Consider the following 20,175-nt stretch of genomic DNA (forward strand, 5'->3'; position numbering starts at 1 on the left):
TCCCTCAATTTTTTATAAAAAATTGAACCAAGCCTATGTTGATAAATATCTTATCTCTCAACATCGTCCAACGGGACTAATCAGCGTCTATAGCGCAAAAGTCTATCTGGTCTAAACGGACGATGTAAAATCAGGCCAAACAAAGGACGATGGCAAGATGACAGTCATTGCGACTGAAAGGCATAACAACAACAAGGAGAAAGCAATGTCTAATTTGGAGCTAAATTTGCCTGAGCAGCATTATCTAACATTGCAAAATGGACTCACGGTACACTACCTAGACGAAGGCGAAGGCGACGTGGTGATTTGGCTACATGGCAGTGGACCAGGCGCATCCGGATACAGTAACTTTAAAGGCAACTATCCTGAATTTACCCAGCAGGGCTTTCGTAATATTGTCCTCGACCTTCCCGGTTTTGGTCGCTCAGATAAGCCTAGTGATGTGCACTATAACCTCGACTTCTTTGTCAGCGTACTCAATGAAATCATCGAAACCTTACGTCTCTCGCCATGTACCTTATTAGGGAATTCTTTAGGCGGCGCGATCGCGCTTGGCCAAGCGTTACAGTACCCTTCAACGGTCAATAAACTGATCCTAATGGCGCCTGGTGGGGTGGAAGAGCGCGAAACGTATTTTGAGATGGAAGGCATCCAAAAAATGGTGGCCACATACAACCAAGGGCCAATGGGAATCCACGAAATGCGAGAAGTGATGAGCCTGCAACTTCATGACTCGTCACAACTGACAGACGACATTCTGCGCGAGCGTGTTGCTGTCGCTGTTACCCAACCAAGTCAACTGTTTTCAACCATGATGGTGCCAAACATGACAAAAGATCTGCACAAGTTGGCGTGTCCCGTACTTGGCTTTTGGGGTAGCAATGACCTCTTTAATCCGCCATCCGGTGTATTTAAGTTTCTCGACAATGTGCCTGAAGCAAAATTCATTTTACTAAACCAATGCGGCCATTGGGTTCAAGTCGAGCACACTGCTCTGTTTAACCGCACCTGTTTAGATTTTCTTCACGGCTGTTAATCGAACAAGGACAGTAATATGAGTAGCTATGAGCATCTTCTAAAACCCGGAAAGATCGGTTCAATGACGGTGCGCAATCGCATTGTATCTGCACCGATGGGAACAAATCTTGCTGAATCAGATGGCCATTGTGGTGAGCGTATTCAAGCTTATTACGAAGCACGAGCAAAAGGTGGCGCGGGATTGATCACCATGGGTGTGGGCGCAATAGCCTACCCCGCAGGCACTGCAGAACCTTATCAAGTCGGGCTTTCATCCGACGAATTTCTTCCCGGCCTAAAGCAGCTAACTGAACGCGTGCACAAGCACGGTGCAAAAGTCGCCATTCAGCTACAGCATGCTGGTAAAACCGCCGTTCGAGACATCGCCGAAGGGCGAGAACTTTGGGTGCCGTCGATACCACCTAAAGCATCTATGGCCATGATGGCCGCGCTATCAAAAGAAGAACTGGCATCGTTTGTCCGCCCTAAAGGGGGCAATGTCAAAATTCGCGTCATGGATCATAAAGATATTGAACAGATGATCACCTGGTTTGCTGACGCGGCGGATCGTGCGAAAAGAGCGGGATTTGACGGTGTAGAAATACACGCCGCACACAGCTATATCATCGCCGGCTTCTTATCTAGATATTACAATAAACGAACCGATGAATACGGCGGCAGTTTCGAGAATCGAACTCGCCTGTTACGCGAAATCATCGCCTCAGTTCGTCAAAGGGTTGGTAGTGATTACCCCGTTTGGTTACGCCTTGACGCATGCGAAATGCGAACGCCTGATGGCATCGATCTCAATGATTGCCTACGCGTTGCCAAACTGTCAGAAAAACTTGGTGTGGACGCGGTCAGTATCTCTGCATATGCCACGACAACCAGTGGTGATGCCTTTACTGAAGCACCATTGGTCCATAAGCCTGCTGGATTTTTAGATTGGGCGACAGAGGTTGCGAAACAACTAGTGATTCCAGTCATCGCCGTCGGCCGTTTGGAGCCTGAAGTCGCCAACCGAGCGATTGAAAAGGGTCAGTGCGATTTTGTCGCAATGGGAAGAAAACTGCTCGCCGATCCAGAGCTGCCAAACAAGCTAATGGCGAATAATCCTCAGAGCATTCGTCCTTGTATCTACTGCTATACTTGTGTAAGCCAAATTTTTATTAATCAACGTGTTAAATGTGCTGTCAATCCAGCCATGGGGCAAGAAGAACACTACCCTCTTTCCATCCCTGAACGTCAGAAACACGTTGTTATTATTGGCGGTGGTCCGGGCGGAATGGAGGCGGCGAGCCAAATCGCCAGACGTGGCCACAAAGTCACCTTGCTTGAGCAAGAAAAACGTCTAGGCGGCACGCTATTTTTCGCCTCAATGGTTTACCCAGAGAACAACAAACTGCTTGATTACCTGTACCAGCAAATCGACCACCCAATGATCACGGTTAAGCTCAATACCAAAGCGACGCCATCTGTATTAGCCGATCTAATGCCCGACGAAGTCGTGGTCGCGACCGGAGCATTGAGAGGTAAACCTGAGATAAAAGGCGTAGAACAAAAGCATGTCTGGAGTGGTGATGAGCTGCGTAAAGTGATGACCAGTGGTGGCAGTAATGTTGGAAAAGAGAAATTCAATCTATTCCAAAGAACCCTGCTCAAAAGTGGTCAATTGAGTGGTATTACGGGCTCAGTTGAAGCCACAAGAAAGCTCTCCCATCTTTGGATGCCCCTAGCAGATAACGTTTGTATTATCGGTGGCGGTCTGGTTGGTCTGGAACTGGCGGAGTTTCTTGCTCAGAGAGGTCGAAAAGTAACGGTATTAGAGCCAGGTGAAACATTAGGCAGAGAGCTGTCAATTGTTCGCCGCTGGCGAGTGTTGCACGAAGTCGAGAAGCTTGGTGTGACAATGCACAACCAAGTTTCTATTCAAGAGATCACGTCCAATCAAGTCCACTTTTCATTTGCAGGCAATGAGGAAATCCAAACGTTGCCCGCAGGCTCTGTCATCCTCGCTTCAGGCGCAGAAACCGACAGTACATTAGCAAACCATATTTCGGATACCTATACCGTCCATCAAATTGGTGACTGTGGATCTCTTGACTACATCGAAGGCGCGCTCTCCACGGCATGGAAAGTGGCAGCAAAAATATAGCGCTAACTCATAAATATAAAGGGCACATCGATAACATCGTCGTATCCAGTCTAACGATTTATCGATGTTCTTAAGCAAAACATAAGGAAGAAATGGATGTCAGACAATTTTGCTCACCTTCGCCGTACTTTCGAACAACAGGTATCGGCTTATAAAGCGTTCAAGACCAGTTCAGCTCAAGAGCGACGTGATATTATCCAGCAAGTCATTCAACTGCTCGTCGATCATTACCAACCACTCATAGAAGCGATGGAGGCTGATTTTGGTGGCCGCAGTCAAACCTTTTCTATGATGAATGATATTCTAGGTTCGCTTGGCTCTCTCAAGCATACAAGAGATAACCTAGAGCAATGGCTTAAGCCAGAACAAAGATCCATGATTGCGCCATATGAACAGCTTGGCGCTCAGGCTGAAGTGCTCTATCAACCCAAAGGTGTAATTGGTATTATGGGTACTTGGAATGCCCCACTTTATACCCTTCTTAGTCCATTAGCGTGTGCCGTTGGAGCGGGAAATCGTGTCATTCTTAAGCCATCAGAATTGACACCACGTACTGCTGAGGTGCTTGCAGAACTGCTCCAAACCAATATTGATCCGAATTGGGTTAGTGTGATCACCGGCGACAGCGAAGTCAGTAAAGCGTTTTGTGCCACGCCATTTGATCACATAGTTTTCACAGGCTCTCCTAGCGTAGGTAAAAAAGTCATGGCTGCGGCAGCGGAAAACTTAACACCAGTGACACTCGAGTTGGGTGGTAAATCCCCAGCTATCATCAGCTCATCAGCGAACTTGAAAGAGGCTAGCCAGAAACTTGCCATCGCCAAAGGTACTAATGGGGGGCAAATATGTATCAGTCCTGATATTGTTTATGTGCCATCTGATGCTTTAGATACGGTTGTTGCAGAAATTAAAGCCGAGTTCAAACGTTGCTATCCGACGGTGATTAACAACCCGGATTTGGTACCGATTATTAATGCCTCTCATTATGAACGCATTCACCACTATATTGAGCAAGCGTTAAGCCAAGGGGTTCAGATTGAGCTGAGCCATGATGAACGTGATGTTACTGGCCGAAGAATGCCATTAACGTTAGTGATCAACCCACCGTCTGACATTTTGATCATGAATGAAGAGATTTTTGGTTTAGCATTAGTTATCAAAACTTATGAAAACTTTAATGATGTTCTCACGGATATCAATTCACGCCCAAATCCACTTGCTCTATATTACTTTGGTGAGGATCAACAAGAGCAGAAGCAAGTTCTGGAAGATGTTCGCGCAGGTGGTGTAACCATCAATGATGCCTTAATGCATGCTGCATTGCATGATGCGCCGTTTGGTGGTACTGGTGAATCAGGTATGGGTCACTATCACGGTAAAGAAGGGTTTTTGGCATTTAGTCACCTAAAAACTGTTTTCTATGCACCGAATAATGATATTCGTAGAGAGTGGGGAATGTTACCTCCTTATTCCACTGACTTTCATACATTGATCAAATCTCAGATCACCTCAGAATAATTAAACTACCTGTTAATGGTAGCAATTATCTATTGTTACTATTAACGGGGATTTTATCCCATTCAAATCATCCTGTATCCCCCCATAATAGACTTTAACAAATCAATTAGTACATAGGCTTAGGTTAGATTTCTAAATCCAATTAGCGTGCTTGTGAAGCCTTTTTAGTACGATCCTTCTCTTTAACACCGACATGTAATCTAGAGAGAAGCGGAACAATGCTTCAACATGAACGTCATTTATTCGGACTTTTCTTGTGATCAACAGTCTTATCGATGATCAGAGGGAGGTCTGTAGGAATCTAATAAAAATATAAATTGGTTGGTTCTGTGGATTAGTGTGTAAATCTTTGATTTTCCACTTATCCACAGACACTATAAAGATCTATTTTACCTATGAACACTATTATTACTATGAAAAATATAAGATCTATAGGCTTTGCAAGTTATTGATTTTAAATGATTTAATCCCGCAATATGATCCTTTTTTAGGTGCTTAAGTGACATTATCTAGGTGTTTATGATCACTTGCTAGGTGTTTATGATCCTTTTTCAGGTGTTTAGCAGACAGCTTCTAGGTGTTTATGATCATTTATCAGGTTTTTAGGTAACAAGATCTAGGTATCTGCATCGCTCGCTTTGCCATTTGGAGTACATTAACAATAGAAATGGAACCGATCTGCTTGAGATTTCTTCGACCGCTTGTTTTTTGTTCGTAAGTTCATTGTTGAGATGGTCAAATACCTAAAATGTGTCTTTTATCACAGGTAAACACCTAAAATCTGTCTCCTAAAGTTCTTAACACCTAAAATTTGTCATGTTCAATAGTCTGGGTTATCGTTGATATCGAGTAATGTATCGATTTTATCAAGTAAATCATCAATCTCTTGAGTTTGACTGGAAACATGTTGCTCTTTTTGTTCTCGGTGTCTTCTCGCGAGGCTCTGCTCTACCTTTAGCGCATGCTCCTCTTTGCCTAAATTTCGGTAAGACATCGCTAAGATTTCTAATTCTGCATCGGTCAAACGTTCATTGCCATTGATACGTTTTAACTCTAACTCTTTGATTTTTAGTAATGCATCGTGTTGGTTAAATTCATCAACGGTTGATAGCTTCAGCCAGCGGAAAAGAAATTTGATGCCGACGATGGTTTTTCCCTTCTTGATCAATTCGAAGCCTTTATCTCCTTTTTCGCTTTCGAGAAAAAGGAGCTCTTTGCTGATTTGAGGGTGTTCTGAGAGTTCTTTGATGCTTTCTCTGATACAACGTTTCATAAATACGCTGTTATTTTTAAATGAGCTTTTGTCTTTTTTTAGTTTACCAGCTTCATCTAGCAGCCCAAACACCCCTTTCAGTTCGTCTAATTTCTGGGTGTGCATCTCAAAGCCTTTATCTTTAAAGCGGCTTAACAATTCGTAAAGGCGTTTTGAGTACTCTTTTTTTACATTAAAAAAGTTACGCGTATTGATGAGCGCAAACCCCTGATTATATTCTATATATTCAGGCTTCAGCATGTCGTTCGGGACCATGGTCAGCACACTATTTTTGTAGGCAATGTGCTTAAACAAGGGGCGATAATCAAATTCGGTATCACCCTTCTTATTTTCAACTTTGATGCCGACTTTTCGGCTGGCCAATCGATTGGCGACAGGGCTTAAGTTACTACCAATATGCTTTGACTCAACATTGAGCCATTCTGAAAGTTGATGCGAAGTAAACTCGTAATGAGGTGTACTTGTCTCCCAGTCATTCGGTCTCATATGCGCAATCATTAGCGCAAACATGTCTGCTTCACGTGCAGACAAATCCTGGCGACTGAATACCAGTTGGTGCCCTTTTTTGATGTGTTTAGGTAAGTTATCACTAACAACAGGGTAGTAATATGGCTCTTCGCTCATGGTCTCTTACTTCATAACTAACATAATTTAGGTATTCTGACATATTTTAGGTGTGGGATCATTATTACACCTAAATTATGTTAGCTATAAATGTGCTTTCTGTGATGTGTGCAATGCTGCTCGTTTCATGTGGCTTGAGTCTTCGCATTATCGTCGCTTAACTGGTCGGCTTGACAATATTTGGCTATCAGTATTCAACCTCCCTACCTAGAAAAGGTATTTTATAAAGTGAAAGGTGATGCTATTTGATCTTTAACCTGCCAGTTGCCCCTTTTGTTTATATCTTGGTTTAAAATCAAACGTACTTTTCTCACGGTTAAGAACGGGGGGGAGCGCAGTCTTTACTTGATGGGATGGTGACTGGCGTTTTTTATCGTTAAGGAGAAAAAAACTTGGATAAATTACGGAAAACCTGTACCTCCTTTGCTTTATGAAATCACGCTAAATCCGTACTTGTTCGCTGAATTGGCAGATTGACAACATGGTTGTTGATAAAAAGTACGGGCAAACGATCTTTCAATGATTCTAAATTCGTATTATGTGTTTTTTGGGGTTTAAGCGGATGATAGATGAGCATAAATGTGTACAACTGGATACGAAAAAGCGGTATTTTGAGTTTGATTCGAATTGTGTTTTACTCGATTTCGTCAAGGGCAGCTTTCCTAAATAAAAATATTTAAAAGGTTAGATATTTGCATCGGAAAATGGACTTAGTATTTGCTGTCTGAATTTTGTACTTTTTGGCTTGTTCTGTCATTCCGGTTGAGTGGACGTTGGCCCATGTTGTATTTCTCTTCGGCCTTAAACTCATGTGTTGCGTATAAGATTGTTTTTCGTCCAGGACATTTGACGATCTGTAAAGCATATTCACTAGATTGATATCATGAACCCAATGCCCATCGCTTGTCGTGTATAGCGGCGAGTTTGGGGTTGAGTGTAGTTCGGGGGAATGAAAAAATGATGCTGCTTTTCAATGAATAATTGTCAATATTCAGGCTGAATATTGACAATTATAAAGGTAGGTAGACTTCGTGGATGACCGTTGAATGACAGTGAGCGTGTTAACCTAAATACGCTTGTCCGCCATCTAAAGCAATGCTTTGGCCATTTAAGTAGCTGGCTTCATCACTGCACATTAACGCGACAAATTTTCCAATATCATCGACACAATCACCGACACGTTGTAGTGGTATTTGTCTGATAAACTCGGCAGCTTCTTCTGGATTTTCGCCCATCCACCAATTAAGGCCGGGTGATTTAGCATGTGGTAAAATGACATTGGTACGAATATTGTCTGGTCCCCATTCATTCGCCGCAGCGCGCGTCAACGAACGTATCGCTTCTTTGACTGCTGCGTAGCCACCATAACCACTCATATCCCAACGTTTGCTTGCGCTACTAGCGAGATTGATAATACAGCCATCTCCTTTGAGGTATGGATAACACAGCTTCATCATGCGAAAGGTCGCTAAGGGCCCAGATTGCCAACCACGCTCAAGCTGTTCTTCGGAGAGATCTTGAAGACGTCCTAGAGGAGAGTCCTGTGCATTATTGACCAGAATGTTGATGCCTCCAAAATGGCGAACCACGGCATCGATGCACTGGCTCGTGCTGTGGCTATCCGAAACATCAAGCGTAAATGGCTTAGATTCACCTCCGAACTCTTGGATTAATTGGCACGTTTTTTCAAGTTTACTTTCGGTACGTCCCACTACCGCGATCTTCGCGCCTTGCTCGGCAAGAGCGAGAGCAATGCCTTGGCCAACGCCCTGCCCTGATCCGGTAATGAGTGCGACTTTTCCTTCTAGTTTTTTCATCGTTATTCCTGTCTGTACTCGTTGAGATTATGGTCAGTGTTAAGACTGCTGAGCCTCTCTGGCTTCAGGCTCTTTTTCTGGAGTGTGCTTAGGATTAAGTACGACCGCTTTTGCTCCTAATAAATAGGCAAGAGCAGGTAATAGCAGTATCGCGCCTAGCACATTTACTAGGAACATGAAGGCGAGAAGTAATCCCATGTCGGCCTGAAATTTCAACGAAGAGAATGCCCAGGTTGCCACGCTTACCGACATCGTCACCGCAGTGAAAATTGCTGGGATGCCACGAGTTTGAATGGATTGGTAGAACGCTTCTCGTAGTGGGACGTCACGATTGAGAGCATGCTGCATTCGTTCATAAATGTAGATACCGTAATCGACCCCAACCCCAACCCCAAGCGCAATCACTGGTAAGGTAGCAACTTTTAGTCCAATGCCAAGTACGGCCATTAATGCATTACACATAATACAAACTAGCATTAGCGGTAGAATGACACACAGTGTGGCAATAAATGAACGGAAAGTGAGCCAACACAAAAAACCAATCGCAACGAAAATTGAGATCAGAATTTGAACTTCCGCTTTTTCTACCGCCTGATTGGTCGCGACAGCAACACCCGCGTTACCACCGAGTAGTCGAAATTCTGCATCGGTTAGGTTTGCATTTTGGATGAATGTCTGGATTTCAGAGATGACATGATTCAGCGTCGTACTTTGGTGATCATCGAGGTACACCATCATATTTATGGTTTGACAACCATTGTCATTCAGACCAAGTTGTGGATGTGCGGCTTGAGCACCTGCACGTAATGCGACAGGATCACGCTGCAGAGTACGCCATAATGGGCTGCCTTCGTTATTACCGGAGACATATCGCTTAGCGTTGCCCGCCGTCGTGGCGACTGACTGAACACCATCGACGCCTCGCATATGAAAATCAAAACGCGAAACTGCATTCATGATTTCCCAGTTCAGGCAAGCTTCTTCTTGGTTCTTGGTCTCAAGGTAGACCGATAACACATCCATCCCAATGGAATAATCACTGACGATTTTATCGTTGTCCAAATTGTAACGTGAGTCAGCATGTAACTCCGGAACTCCATTACCAATGTCGCCAGTCAATAAGCTACGCGATTGCCATGTCGCACCCGCGAGCAAAATAAGCATTACGGCAACGGAGATTTTTGCTGGTTTTTCTGTTGCTAGCGAGGAGACTGCCCACCATAATGGACTGTGTTTGTTCTGCTCGGGAGTGTGACGAAGCGCCATACTTTCAAGGCTTAAATGCGAAAGTATGATCGGCATAAACATTTTATTGGTCATGATCATCATCGCAACGCCAAGGCAAGCGGTCACACCGAGCTCGTGGACGATTGGGATATCGATAACCATGATAACCATAAATCCAAGCGCGTTTGCGAGTAGCGCGACGGTGCCCGGAATTGCCAAGCGACGAAATGCATTCACGGCTGCTTCTTTACTATCAACCCCCGCCAAAACATCAAGTTTCCATGCGTTGGTCATTTGGACCGCGTGGGAGACACCAATCGAAAAAATAAGGAAAGGGACTAATAAGGACATTGGATCAATACCGTAGCCAATGATGGGCAATGTCCCTAATAGCCAGATCACCGGCAGTAGTGCAACCGCAACAATCAAGCCAGTCAGTTTAATTGACATGGTGTAGTGCCACAGTAAAAGCACAGTAACGACAAACGCAATAGAGAAAAACATCAAAACATTGGATAAGCCATCCATGACATCGCCCATGACTTTTGCAAAGCCGATGATTTGGATTTCAACACCTGCACCGGAAAGCGCTTGGCGGATATTTTCTAGGTGCTTAGCTACGGCGGCATAGTCGGTTTTAAGTCCGGTTTCTGGATCGATATCGAGCAGTTCAGCTTGCACCATCGCCGATTTATGGTCGTTAGATACCAAGTTACCGATCTGACCTGATTTGGCCACATTACTTCTGACTTGCGCGAGGCTTGCTTTGTCTGCAGTGAAGCGAGATGGGATAACGACATCTCCCATAAAGCCAAACTCGGTGACCTCAAGGTAGCGAACTTCGGGAGTAAAAAGAGATCGTACCGTGGCTCGGTTTACGCCCGGAGTGAAAAAAACACCATCGGTCGCTTTTCTTAAACGAGCGAGAAGCTCTGGGTTGTAAATATCCCCCTCCCCCTTCCAAGTTAAGCTGACCATGACACGGTTGGTACCAGTAAACTTATCGGCATGCTCTAGAAAGGCTTCCATATACTGGTGTTTGATTGGGATTAGTTTGGTAAAACCTGGATCAAATCGTGTTTTAGTCGCGGTGTAACTCAATAGAACGGTTAAAACTAAGAAAAACAGTGCTAGCGGAAAGCGCCAATGAATGATCAATCGACCTAACTTATCCACAAATAAATGACTACGTGTAAGGGCTTGTGTTGACATGGTTACTCCGAATTCAATCACTTGTTGATAATGGTTGACTTATAAGCGATTTCTTTAGCATCAGACACAGGGAAATGAATCACACCTGCGTCTGAACCCAGTAGAAGGTCACCGCTGTCAAGTAGATGGATATCGGTGATGGTTTCGCGCCCACCGCGTCTAAGCAGGTTGAAACTCTCACCGTTATCGGTTGAGGACAGTAATAACCCACCCTGCCCGCCCAGCATGATTTGGCCGTCGGGCAATTGAAGGTGTGCAAAAAGAGAAATAGGCAGGTTGAAATCGGCTTTTTGCCAGCTGATGCCGTCATCAAAGGAACGGAATATGTTGCCGCGCATGCCGTAAATTAGCCAAGACTGGTTACCAAGATGGATGCCGCCATAAAAAGAACCGTCGTAGAATGGCGTGATGCTTTGCCAGGATTGACCGTTGTCTTCTGATCTCAGTACTGTGCCCGCTTCGCCGGCAATCAATCGAGTCTTGCCTTCCTTTGGCACTATCATGGCATTGAGATGCCAATCCGTTTGTGCCGGAGGTGGCACATCCTGCCAAGTGTTTCCGTTATCATTCGATATTCTGGTCAGGCCATAAGCACCAATGGTGGCCCATTGATTCTTGGTGACCTGGCTGATGTTTAGCAGTGGTACGCTGTGCTCACTGCCGAAACTTACTTCATTCCAGTTCGCACCGCCATCTTGGGTTTGTAATATCCAACCTTCGTGCCCAATGGCTAGCCCATATGATTCAGTTTGAAACGTGAGATCGGTAATCAGCGCATGTCGCTGTGTGTTGATATTGGCTTTGTTCCACGTTTGACCATTATCTTGAGAGAGGAGAATATGACCTAGCTCTCCAGCGGCGATAAGTCCGAGCTTTGACTGAGCGACGCTAGTTATGATCATATTCTTGACAGGGATTTCGGTTGCCGCGAGAGGTTCAGTTATCCTTGGTGCAAAAGCTATGGTGCCAGCTGTGGCCATGATAAGTGACAAAGCGATTGCAATTGGCGTAGTTGCCATTTTTTTCATATACCACCTCGTTTCAATGTTATTTGGCATCGTTCCTTAATGCGCATTTTTGTCGTGCATAACAGTAGACCCTAGTTATAGTTGCACATACGGATCACTGGCATCGTCCAAACGGGCTAGGTGGATATTTTTCAGTTTAAATGCGTCGGTGGTCGCCGATTAATTAGTGGGAAATGCAATGTGGTTGACGGAATTAAGGACAGACATTGACGTGACGTTGAATAAAAAAATGGAGGCGTTATCGCCTCCATTTTATGCTCATTAAAATGCGTATTTAGCGGTAAAAGAGATGTTGTCTCTATCACTTAAAGGACGTTCTTTAATTGGGTCACCAACATCTGGATTACCAAAGTATCCAGCATATTGAAGAGTTAATAGAATATTGGATTCGTTGTGAGTCAACTCAGCACCGACTCGTGCACGATGGTCGCCTTCACCGCCCACACCACCGGTAAGCGTGCGCCCTGAAATCTGGCCGGTATAACCGATAGGGATGGATAGCCCCCACCCTTCAGAGAAACTAGGGTAAGATAGGATCAGTGTTGCCGCAACTGCTAGGCTATGATCATCATAATATACTTTATCACTTTCAGGGTTTGGTAGGCTAGGCGGAATTCCGGCGATGTTGCGCTTATCTGCATCAAGAATATCAACGTAGGCGATTTCTGCCGTAAGGTTGACTGATTCCGCAATGGCGTTGCGACCAAAGTTAACAATGGTGTTTAAATTGGTTTGCAACACTTCGCCTCGAGACGCAAGGGGTACGGCGTTCCCAAACAGAGCACCTTCAACGAACACAGGTGCGCCGTCTTTGTATGAAACTTCCGCCGCAATAGAGGCAATGCCCACATTGGTTGAATAGGTTAAACCGTATAGTTTAATATCATCAAAATAAATGATATTGTATTTCCCTGGAGTACCAGGAACAAGGCTATACTGAGTTTCAACGAGCGGGATACGGTCGGAATAGTTGAGGTAGTACAAGCCCACTTCTGATACATCGGTCACGCGATAACGAGTACCAATGCCCCACTGGTCGGTTTTACCTGGCTCGATATTAGCCCCGCGAGAGGCGACAACACAAGGTTCGCCCGGAGGTTGGGTTAAACATGTTGCCCCCTCACCAACCGCTTGAGAGGTACTGAAAAAGGTACCTGGCTCAGGAACCAATGTTTCTTGCCAATTAAACTGCCATTGTGCAAGTAGAGACAATTCTGGGGTGACTTCTAGCTGCATCGAAACCTGGTCTTCAGGTAGAAGTATTTCCTTTACTTCTGTACCCGGAACGGAGGCTTTAATCGCATCGGTCGGTCCTTGCGCTAGCGAGATGCTAGGAAAAAATAATCCCTCACCCCATGCAACTACATGGCGACCTACGCGAATATCCGCATAGCCGTATTCACCATATGGAAAAGAAGTGTAGCCATAAAAATCGAGTAGGCGGGTGTAACCACCGCTGTATTTCTGTGCATCGTGAGAAAATTTATCATTTTGATAAACATGATCGTAAAAAGTACTTGCAGAGGCAACAAAACCAAAGTTATCCCATCTCAAATGCCCTTCGAGTAACAGGTAAAGACCATTACCGATCATGTCGTACTGGTCAAAATTACTGTCGCCGACTGACCCTTTCCCTGTTTTTGGGTTATATGCCAATACTGGATCGGGCTCTTCTAAGCGCATACCAGCGGAATAAGTGATGGTTCCTTTCCAATCCAACGTGGCATCATTGCCTAGATTGATGGTTTCTCCAGCTTGCGAACTAGAAGCAAATAGTGCTAACCAGAGAGCAGATTTTTTATAATTGGTTGTCAGTTTCACGTTTCTGCTCTCCTATTAATGGCTCAGACGGCGCAGTGCGGCTGGCGTAAAGTTGTTAGCCGTGAAGTTACCTTTGTTTAGAATTGGTGCAATACCACGTTCTTGAAACAGGTTGTAACCTACATAACCTCCGCTTTTCAGATCGTGATAGAAGCTTGAACCTGCCTCATAAGCTTTGGCATCAAACGCGTAGTAGTAGTTGATGTAAGCGTATTGAACTAGTTCGCCACGGGTGTCATAAAAATCACTGGCAATGGCATGCCAAGTATCTTCGTCAATGTACATCACACGTTTTCCATATTTATGACGGTACTCGTCTTTAAGGTTGCCTTCTAACACCCAAACACGACGGAGCTCGTAGCGCATAAAATCAGGGTTTGCATGATTTTTCGTTAAAAGCGCATCATAGGTGACATCATCTTGGTGTACTCGGTAGGCGTTGGCCGGGATGTACATTTCACGGCGCTCAAATGCTTTCCACTCATAGCGCTCAGGCGAGCCGTTCATTAGGCGATCCGAGTCAAGCGTTAGCTTGCCGGATGTGCCTGTTAATGGGGTATCGAAACCATACTCAGGCAGCTGACGAACACGACGAGTACCTGGGTTGTAAGTCCACGCTAGACGTTTACCACGGGCAAAGTTAACTGGCTCAGAAGTCACTGTTGCATTACCTTTTTGGCGTGTTGGCAAAATTGAGGACACAAAGCTGTAAGCCATTACACCTTCCATCGGCTTACCTACCTCATCCGGGTGGTTCGTCATGTCGAGGCCCTTATTGATGGTACGCGCCCAGGCAATTGATCCAGTAGAACTGACGTCAGCGACATCGCGAGTGGTGTTGTAAGTGTAAGGACGGTGTGGAAAAGTCTGATTCGCATAGATTTGCATTGGTTGGCTAAGATCAGGGATAGGGAATGGTGCGCCACCTTTGTAGCCGGAAAAACCAAAACCATCGTCGATCAGCTCAGCGTCAACGGCGTTTTTCTTAATCGCCACACAAACGTCATCTGGATAACGGAAATCGCGACGACCTGGGTAGATGGGCATTTTAAACGTATCTGGGTACTGCTTGAACATCGCAATTTGTCCCTGAGACAATTTGTCCGCGTAGTCATTGAAGTTCTGGCCATCAATCACATAGAGCGGTTTATCATCTTTGTATGGGTCGACGAGTGGTTGACCCACGTTTAACTCATAATCGACATGCTCTGGCTTTCCTAGCCATTTGCCTGAATACGCTGGGATAGTCCCTGCTTCATTGCCAGCTGCAATTGCGCCGGTACAAGTTAATGCGTTGCCCAATTGGCTCGCTTCTTCTTGCGACACCTTAGCCAATACTGAGGTCGATGGTACCAGTAGCATACTGGCTAGTAGAGCGGGGAATCCTTTCTGGTATTTCATGCTTCTCTCCTTTGTTCCTTCACCTGTTATCCGTGCTTTATCACCGTTAATCAGTACATCGAAGTGTTTTTGTTTGAGTATCACAGAATGATTATTTTCGAAGCACTACGGAACGGAATCGTCTATTGGGACTAGGAGCTAAATCTATGCGTCATAAACTGTAGTCCGTATTGACGATGGAGGTCGCCACGTTCCTTTCAATAATGACAGGGTCAAAGACAACTCATTTTTGTAGAGAGGAAGAGCTGATGCAGCAATCGAATATCGATCCTAAGGCGCTCCGTAACGCCTTAGGTACATTCACCACGGGCGTGACCATCATTACGACTCGAGATGGTGAAGGACAAGCGGTTGGCCTAACCGCAAACAGCTTCAATTCGGTTTCGCTTGATCCACCGTTGGTACTTTGGAGTCTGGCTAAAACTGCGCTGAGTGTACCGGCATTTACGTCAGCAACACATTGGAACGTTCACGTGTTGTCGTCAGCTCAGCAAGAACTATCGAACCGATTTGCTTCGAAAGGTGAGGATAAGTTTTCAGGGCTAGAACTGGATAAAGGTGTCTCGGACGCACCGTTGCTTCAGCAGTGTACGGCGCGTTTTCAGTGTCGTACGGCGTTTACGCATGACGGCGGGGACCACATCATTTTTATCGGCGAAGTGATCGCTTTTGACCAACAAGACCTGCCTCCTCTGGCATTCCAGTCAGGCCAATATGCGGTTACTGCGAAAAAACCGTGGCAGGAGCTAAAACTTTCATCGGCGAGTGAGGCATTAGAATGCAGCTACAGTGAAGATTTACTGGGTTACCTTTTGGGGCGAGCTCATTTTCAAATGTTAGGTAGAATGCAAAAAACCCTTAAAGAGCAAAGCATCACGGCGATGCACTTCTTTGCCTTATCGGTGTTGGCGATTCAGGACGATATTGGACTGAACGAAATTAATGCACATGTCGATTATACCGGCCAAAAAATTGAAACTCAGCATATGGATGAGCTGGTCAAGCAGGGCGCGGTTCGAGAGATTGACGGCCGATACGTACTGACGGAAAACGGTCACCAAGCCGCATTGCTGCACATTTCCGAAGCCAAAGTGATTGAACAGGAAATGGTCTCACAACTAGGCGAAGGCGATGTGATGGCGTTGAAAGTCATTTTAAAACGCCTGATCCAGCAAACCGACCCCGGCCTACCAGATTTATGGGCGAACGCATCTTAAGGAATGGTTTATGAGCAATATTGCAATAGAAAAATATGGCGAGCAATTATATCAAGCTTTACGCCAACGTAAGACCATCGCCCCTTTGGTATCTGGTGAGGAGAGTCACTTACTCACGATAGATGATGCGTACCAAATCTCGCTGCATGCGTTAGAGAAGAGAGCCCAGGATGGTGAAGTCGTGATCGGGAAAAAAATCGGCGTTACCAGTAAAGCGGTGCAAGAGATGCTTAATGTTCATCAGCCAGATTTTGGGTTTCTTACTGATAGCATGCACTATCCAGATGGCAGTGAAATCAGTTTAGCGCAGGCTAAGTTGATTCAACCGCGCGCTGAAGGAGAAATTGCTTTTTGTCTCAAGCAGGATCTGATCGGCCCAGGTGTGACGGCAGAGCAAGTTATCGAGGCGACCGAATGGGTTGCACCTTGCTTTGAGATTGTTGATTCTCGAATTGAAAATTGGCAGATCAGCATCATTGATACAGTGGCTGATAACGCATCTTGTGGTGTGTTTGTCATTGGCGAGTCACGCGTTGATCCACGTACGGTCGACTTAGCGTTGGCCCAAATGAAGGTTTACCACAATGGTGAGCTTGCGGTTCTCGGTTTAGGCAGTGCGGTTCAAGGTCATCCAGCGGAGGCCGTCGCTTGGTTGGCAAATACTTTAGGTGAATACGGCATTCCATTCAAAAAGGGCGAAATTATTCTTTCGGGTGCATTGGCACCATTAATTGATGCGAAAGTTGGTGATCGTTTTGATATGGAAATCGAAGGGTTAGGAAAAGCGAGCATCAGCTTTGCCGAGTAAGTCATTGCAATGGAAATTTCGAATTAGATAAAAATGAAGGATTAGTAAATGAGTAAAATCAAATGTGCTCTGATCGGTTCAGGGAATATTGGCACAGATTTACTGTATAAATTGCAACGCAGTGGCGTGCTAGAACCAGTTTGGATGGTTGGTATTGATCCTGAGTCAGAGGGCCTAGCTCGCGCTCGTGATGCCGGGCTAAAAACTACGGCTCAAGGTGTCGATGGTTTGCTTCCTTATGTTAAAGAGGACGAGATCAAAATTGCTTTTGATGCCACGTCAGCTTATGTGCACGCAGAAAACTCTCGCAAACTAAATGAACTGGGTGTTGTGATGGTGGATCTCACGCCAGCGGCGATTGGTCCTTATTGTGTACCGTCAGTGAATTTAAAGAAAATGGCCAGCTCGATCATGAATGTCAATATGGTGACGTGTGGGGGCCAAGCGACCATTCCAATGGTTGCAGCGGTATCGCGAGTACAGGAAGTGGAATACGGTGAAATTGTTGCAACGGTTTCTTCCCGCTCAGTTGGTCCAGGTACACGTCAGAACGTTGATGAGTTTACTCGTACCACGGCGCGTGCCGTTGAAGAAGTCGGTGGGGCAAACACCGGTAAGGCGATCATCGTTATTAACCCGGCCGAGCCTCCGCTCATTATGCGCGATACGATCCACTGCTTGACTAAGGAAGCGCCCGACCAAGCGGCGATCACTGAGTCTGTCCATGCGATGATTACAGAAGTTCAGCGCTACGTACCAGGGTACACACTGAAGAACGGTCCAATCTTTGATGGCAACAAAGTGTCGATCTTCTTGGAAGTGGAAGGGTTAGGGGACTACTTGCCGAAATATGCCGGCAACCTTGACATTATGACCGCATCTGCAGCGAGAACGGCAGAAATGCTCGCTGTTGAACTGTTAGCGAACATTGAATCATCGGCTGTCGTATAAGGAGTGAACCATGAATTTTGAAAATAGAGATGTCATTCTACACGAAATGTCACTTCGTGATGGCATGCATGCAAAACGTCATCAGATCACAGTTGATGAAATGGTTGCAGTGGCGACTAATTTAGATGAAGCGGGCGTACCTCTGATTGAAGTGACGCACGGCGATGGACTGGGTGGTGCGTCTTTGAACTATGGTTTTCCTGCGCACACAGATGAAGAGTACCTGACGGCGGTTATTCCAAAAATGAAGCAGGCCAAAGTATCCGCATTGCTATTGCCGGGTATTGGTACTGTTGATCACTTGCGTATGGCGCATGACCTTGGAGTGTGCACAATCCGTGTTGCGACCCACTGCACCGAAGCGGACGTATCACAGCAGCACATTGGTTTAGCGCGCGAACTGGGCATGGACACTGTCGGTTTCTTGATGATGGCTCACATGGCGTCACCGGAAAAGCTGTTAGAGCAGGCAAAATTAATGGAGTCGTACGGTGCAAACTGCATCTATTGTACGGACTCAGCAGGCTACATGTTGCCAGAGGATGTCACTTCACGCATTGCGTTGCTAAGAGATTCACTCAACCCTGAAACGCAAATTGGTTTCCATGGCCACCACAACCTGGGGATGAGCATTCCAAACTCTCTTGCGGCAATCGAAGCCGGTGCGAAGCGTATTGATGCCTCTGCTGCGGGCCTCGGTGCTGGCGCAGGTAACACGCCACTAGAAGTGATGGTTGCTGTCTTGAACCGCATGAACATTCGTCATGGTGTTGACCTGTATAAAGTAATGGATGTGGCAGAAGATATTATTACGCCAATGATGGAGCAGCCGATCCGAATTGACCGTGATGCGCTGACGCTTGGCTATGCGGGCGTATACTCGTCATTCCTACTGTTTGCTAAGCGTGCTGAAGCAAAATTCGGAGTGCCTGCCCGTGATATTTTGATGGAACTTGGGCGTCAGGGTACAGTAGGGGGTCAAGAAGATATGATTGACGACACCGCTATGACAATGGCAAAACAATCTGCGTAGTCACACTCAAGCAATAGTTTATTTGGGTTGGAAAAATAACGATTAACTAGGGAGCAGTTATGGCCTCAATTGCAGTTACAGGTTCAGCATCAGGTATTGGTGCTGAGGTTTGCAAAATGTTGGCGTCTGAAGGGTATTCTATTATCGGTATCGATAGAAATACGGACGACAACTTTACAAAAATCGCAGCAGATTTAGCGACAATATCGGGTCGTCGATCAGCGGTTAATGAAATCACACGTCTATGTGACGGTAAGCTTGATGGCATCATTTGCTGTGCCGGTGTTGGTGTTACTGCACCGTCGACGTCTTTAATTGTTGGCGTTAACTATTTTGGTGTTACTGAGTTGATTGAAGGACTAACGGAATCTTTGACAAAAGTCGGAAAAGCATCCGTGGTTGTGATCGGGTCAGTCGCGTCGACACATCAGCAACAAGAAACGGCAGAGCTTGCACAAGCGATGTTTGATTCTGATGAAGAGAAAGCGAACCACATTGCTGAAATGATGGGCTCAACCCATTTAGCTTACGCTGCATCAAAATATGCAGTGACTGCCTGGGCTCGTAAATGGTCGGTTTCTGTTGCGAACAAAGGTATCCGCGTCAACATTGTTGCGCCAGGTGCGGTTGAAACGCCACTGCATCAAGCATCAAAAGATGATCCTCGATTTGGCGAAGCGGTGAAAAACTTCGTCGCGCCGATGGGGCGCAATGGTCAACCGGAAGAAATTGCTAATGCTGTTTCGTTTTTGGTTTCTGAAAAGGCGAGTTTTGTGAATGGTAGCGTGCTATTTGTTGATGGCGGTATGGATGCCATGATGCGAGCTAAACAGTTTTAACTTAAGCGAGCCTTAACGCTATCACCAACAATGAAGGCCGTCATTCATACTATGAATGACGGCCTTGTTATTTGTTCAAACGAGCAAAATAGAAAATCTCAAGTACCATATTCATAACAGATCTATGACGTTGTTCACTCCTAGAGCTGATGATTTATGCTCATGTGCATCGACAGGCGCTTCAAAGACAATGGCCAATATACATGCAGTCTGACTGATACACTCATCCTTGAT

The 20,175-nt window shown here is 45.6% G+C and carries 14 protein-coding genes; 8 read left to right on the forward strand and 6 right to left on the reverse strand.

The genetic code is table 11. The features are described from left to right. Positions 1 to 205 precede the first annotated feature (205 nt). The 3 genes from ACVA54_RS11925 (at position 206) to ACVA54_RS11935 (ending at position 4,690) form a co-directional block, all read left to right on the forward strand. Complete coding sequence (locus ACVA54_RS11925) at positions 206 to 1,036, forward strand: alpha/beta fold hydrolase (protein WP_099079430.1); 831 nt, start codon at positions 206 to 208, stop codon at positions 1,034 to 1,036. A gap of 18 nt (positions 1,037 to 1,054) precedes the next feature. Further along, positions 1,055 to 3,172 (forward strand): FAD-dependent oxidoreductase, encoded by a 2,118-nt coding sequence (locus ACVA54_RS11930; RefSeq protein ID WP_099079431.1) that lies wholly within the window; start codon positions 1,055 to 1,057, stop codon positions 3,170 to 3,172. Between the two features lie 96 nt (positions 3,173 to 3,268). After that, positions 3,269 to 4,690 (forward strand): coniferyl aldehyde dehydrogenase, encoded by a 1,422-nt coding sequence (locus tag ACVA54_RS11935; RefSeq protein ID WP_446642381.1) that lies wholly within the window; start codon positions 3,269 to 3,271, stop codon positions 4,688 to 4,690. Positions 4,691 to 5,510: 820 nt separating this feature from the next. On the opposite strand, the gene ACVA54_RS11940 is transcribed toward ACVA54_RS11935, so the two are convergent. The 6 genes from ACVA54_RS11940 to ACVA54_RS11965 all read right to left on the reverse strand — a co-directional run bounded on the left by ACVA54_RS11940 (position 5,511) and on the right by ACVA54_RS11965 (position 15,093). Next, positions 5,511 to 6,587, reverse strand: a complete 1,077-nt coding sequence (locus ACVA54_RS11940) for a replication initiation protein (RefSeq protein ID WP_099079433.1) — start codon at positions 6,585 to 6,587, stop codon at positions 5,511 to 5,513. Between the two features lie 1,061 nt (positions 6,588 to 7,648). Further along, positions 7,649 to 8,404 (reverse strand): SDR family NAD(P)-dependent oxidoreductase, encoded by a 756-nt coding sequence (locus ACVA54_RS11945; protein ID WP_119464436.1) that lies wholly within the window; start codon positions 8,402 to 8,404, stop codon positions 7,649 to 7,651. 39 nt (positions 8,405 to 8,443) lie between these two features. Then, the gene (locus ACVA54_RS11950) at positions 8,444 to 10,843 is read right to left on the reverse strand and encodes an efflux RND transporter permease subunit (protein WP_099079435.1); all 2,400 of its coding nucleotides are present in this window, start codon (positions 10,841 to 10,843) and stop codon (positions 8,444 to 8,446) included. Between the two features lie 17 nt (positions 10,844 to 10,860). Continuing rightward, positions 10,861 to 11,871, reverse strand: a complete 1,011-nt coding sequence (locus tag ACVA54_RS11955) for a WD40/YVTN/BNR-like repeat-containing protein (protein WP_216360614.1) — start codon at positions 11,869 to 11,871, stop codon at positions 10,861 to 10,863. 261 nt (positions 11,872 to 12,132) lie between these two features. Next, positions 12,133 to 13,692, reverse strand: coding sequence for a DUF1302 domain-containing protein (locus tag ACVA54_RS11960; RefSeq protein WP_446580777.1), 1,560 nt, complete (start codon positions 13,690 to 13,692; stop codon positions 12,133 to 12,135). A gap of 15 nt (positions 13,693 to 13,707) precedes the next feature. Further along, positions 13,708 to 15,093, reverse strand: coding sequence for a DUF1329 domain-containing protein (locus tag ACVA54_RS11965; protein ID WP_099079436.1), 1,386 nt, complete (start codon positions 15,091 to 15,093; stop codon positions 13,708 to 13,710). A gap of 248 nt (positions 15,094 to 15,341) precedes the next feature. On the opposite strand from ACVA54_RS11965, the gene ACVA54_RS11970 reads away from it, so the two are divergent. The 5 genes from ACVA54_RS11970 to ACVA54_RS11990 are packed head-to-tail and all read left to right on the forward strand — an operon-like array spanning position 15,342 to position 19,941. Further along, positions 15,342 to 16,310 (forward strand): flavin reductase, encoded by a 969-nt coding sequence (locus tag ACVA54_RS11970; RefSeq protein ID WP_119464433.1) that lies wholly within the window; start codon positions 15,342 to 15,344, stop codon positions 16,308 to 16,310. 10 nt (positions 16,311 to 16,320) lie between these two features. Beyond that, a complete protein-coding gene (locus ACVA54_RS11975) occupies positions 16,321 to 17,118 on the forward strand; it encodes a fumarylacetoacetate hydrolase family protein (RefSeq protein WP_099079438.1) in 798 nt (265 codons plus the stop codon). Positions 17,119 to 17,166: 48 nt separating this feature from the next. Continuing rightward, positions 17,167 to 18,069, forward strand: coding sequence for an acetaldehyde dehydrogenase (acetylating) (locus ACVA54_RS11980; protein WP_099079439.1), 903 nt, complete (start codon positions 17,167 to 17,169; stop codon positions 18,067 to 18,069). Between the two features lie 10 nt (positions 18,070 to 18,079). Further along, positions 18,080 to 19,102, forward strand: coding sequence for a 4-hydroxy-2-oxovalerate aldolase (gene dmpG, locus ACVA54_RS11985; RefSeq protein WP_446642380.1), 1,023 nt, complete (start codon positions 18,080 to 18,082; stop codon positions 19,100 to 19,102). 59 nt (positions 19,103 to 19,161) lie between these two features. Continuing rightward, positions 19,162 to 19,941, forward strand: coding sequence for an SDR family oxidoreductase (locus tag ACVA54_RS11990; RefSeq protein WP_099079441.1), 780 nt, complete (start codon positions 19,162 to 19,164; stop codon positions 19,939 to 19,941). The last annotated feature ends 234 nt before the right edge of the window (positions 19,942 to 20,175 follow it).

Source organism: Vibrio sp. PNB23_22_6 (genome assembly GCF_052877535.1).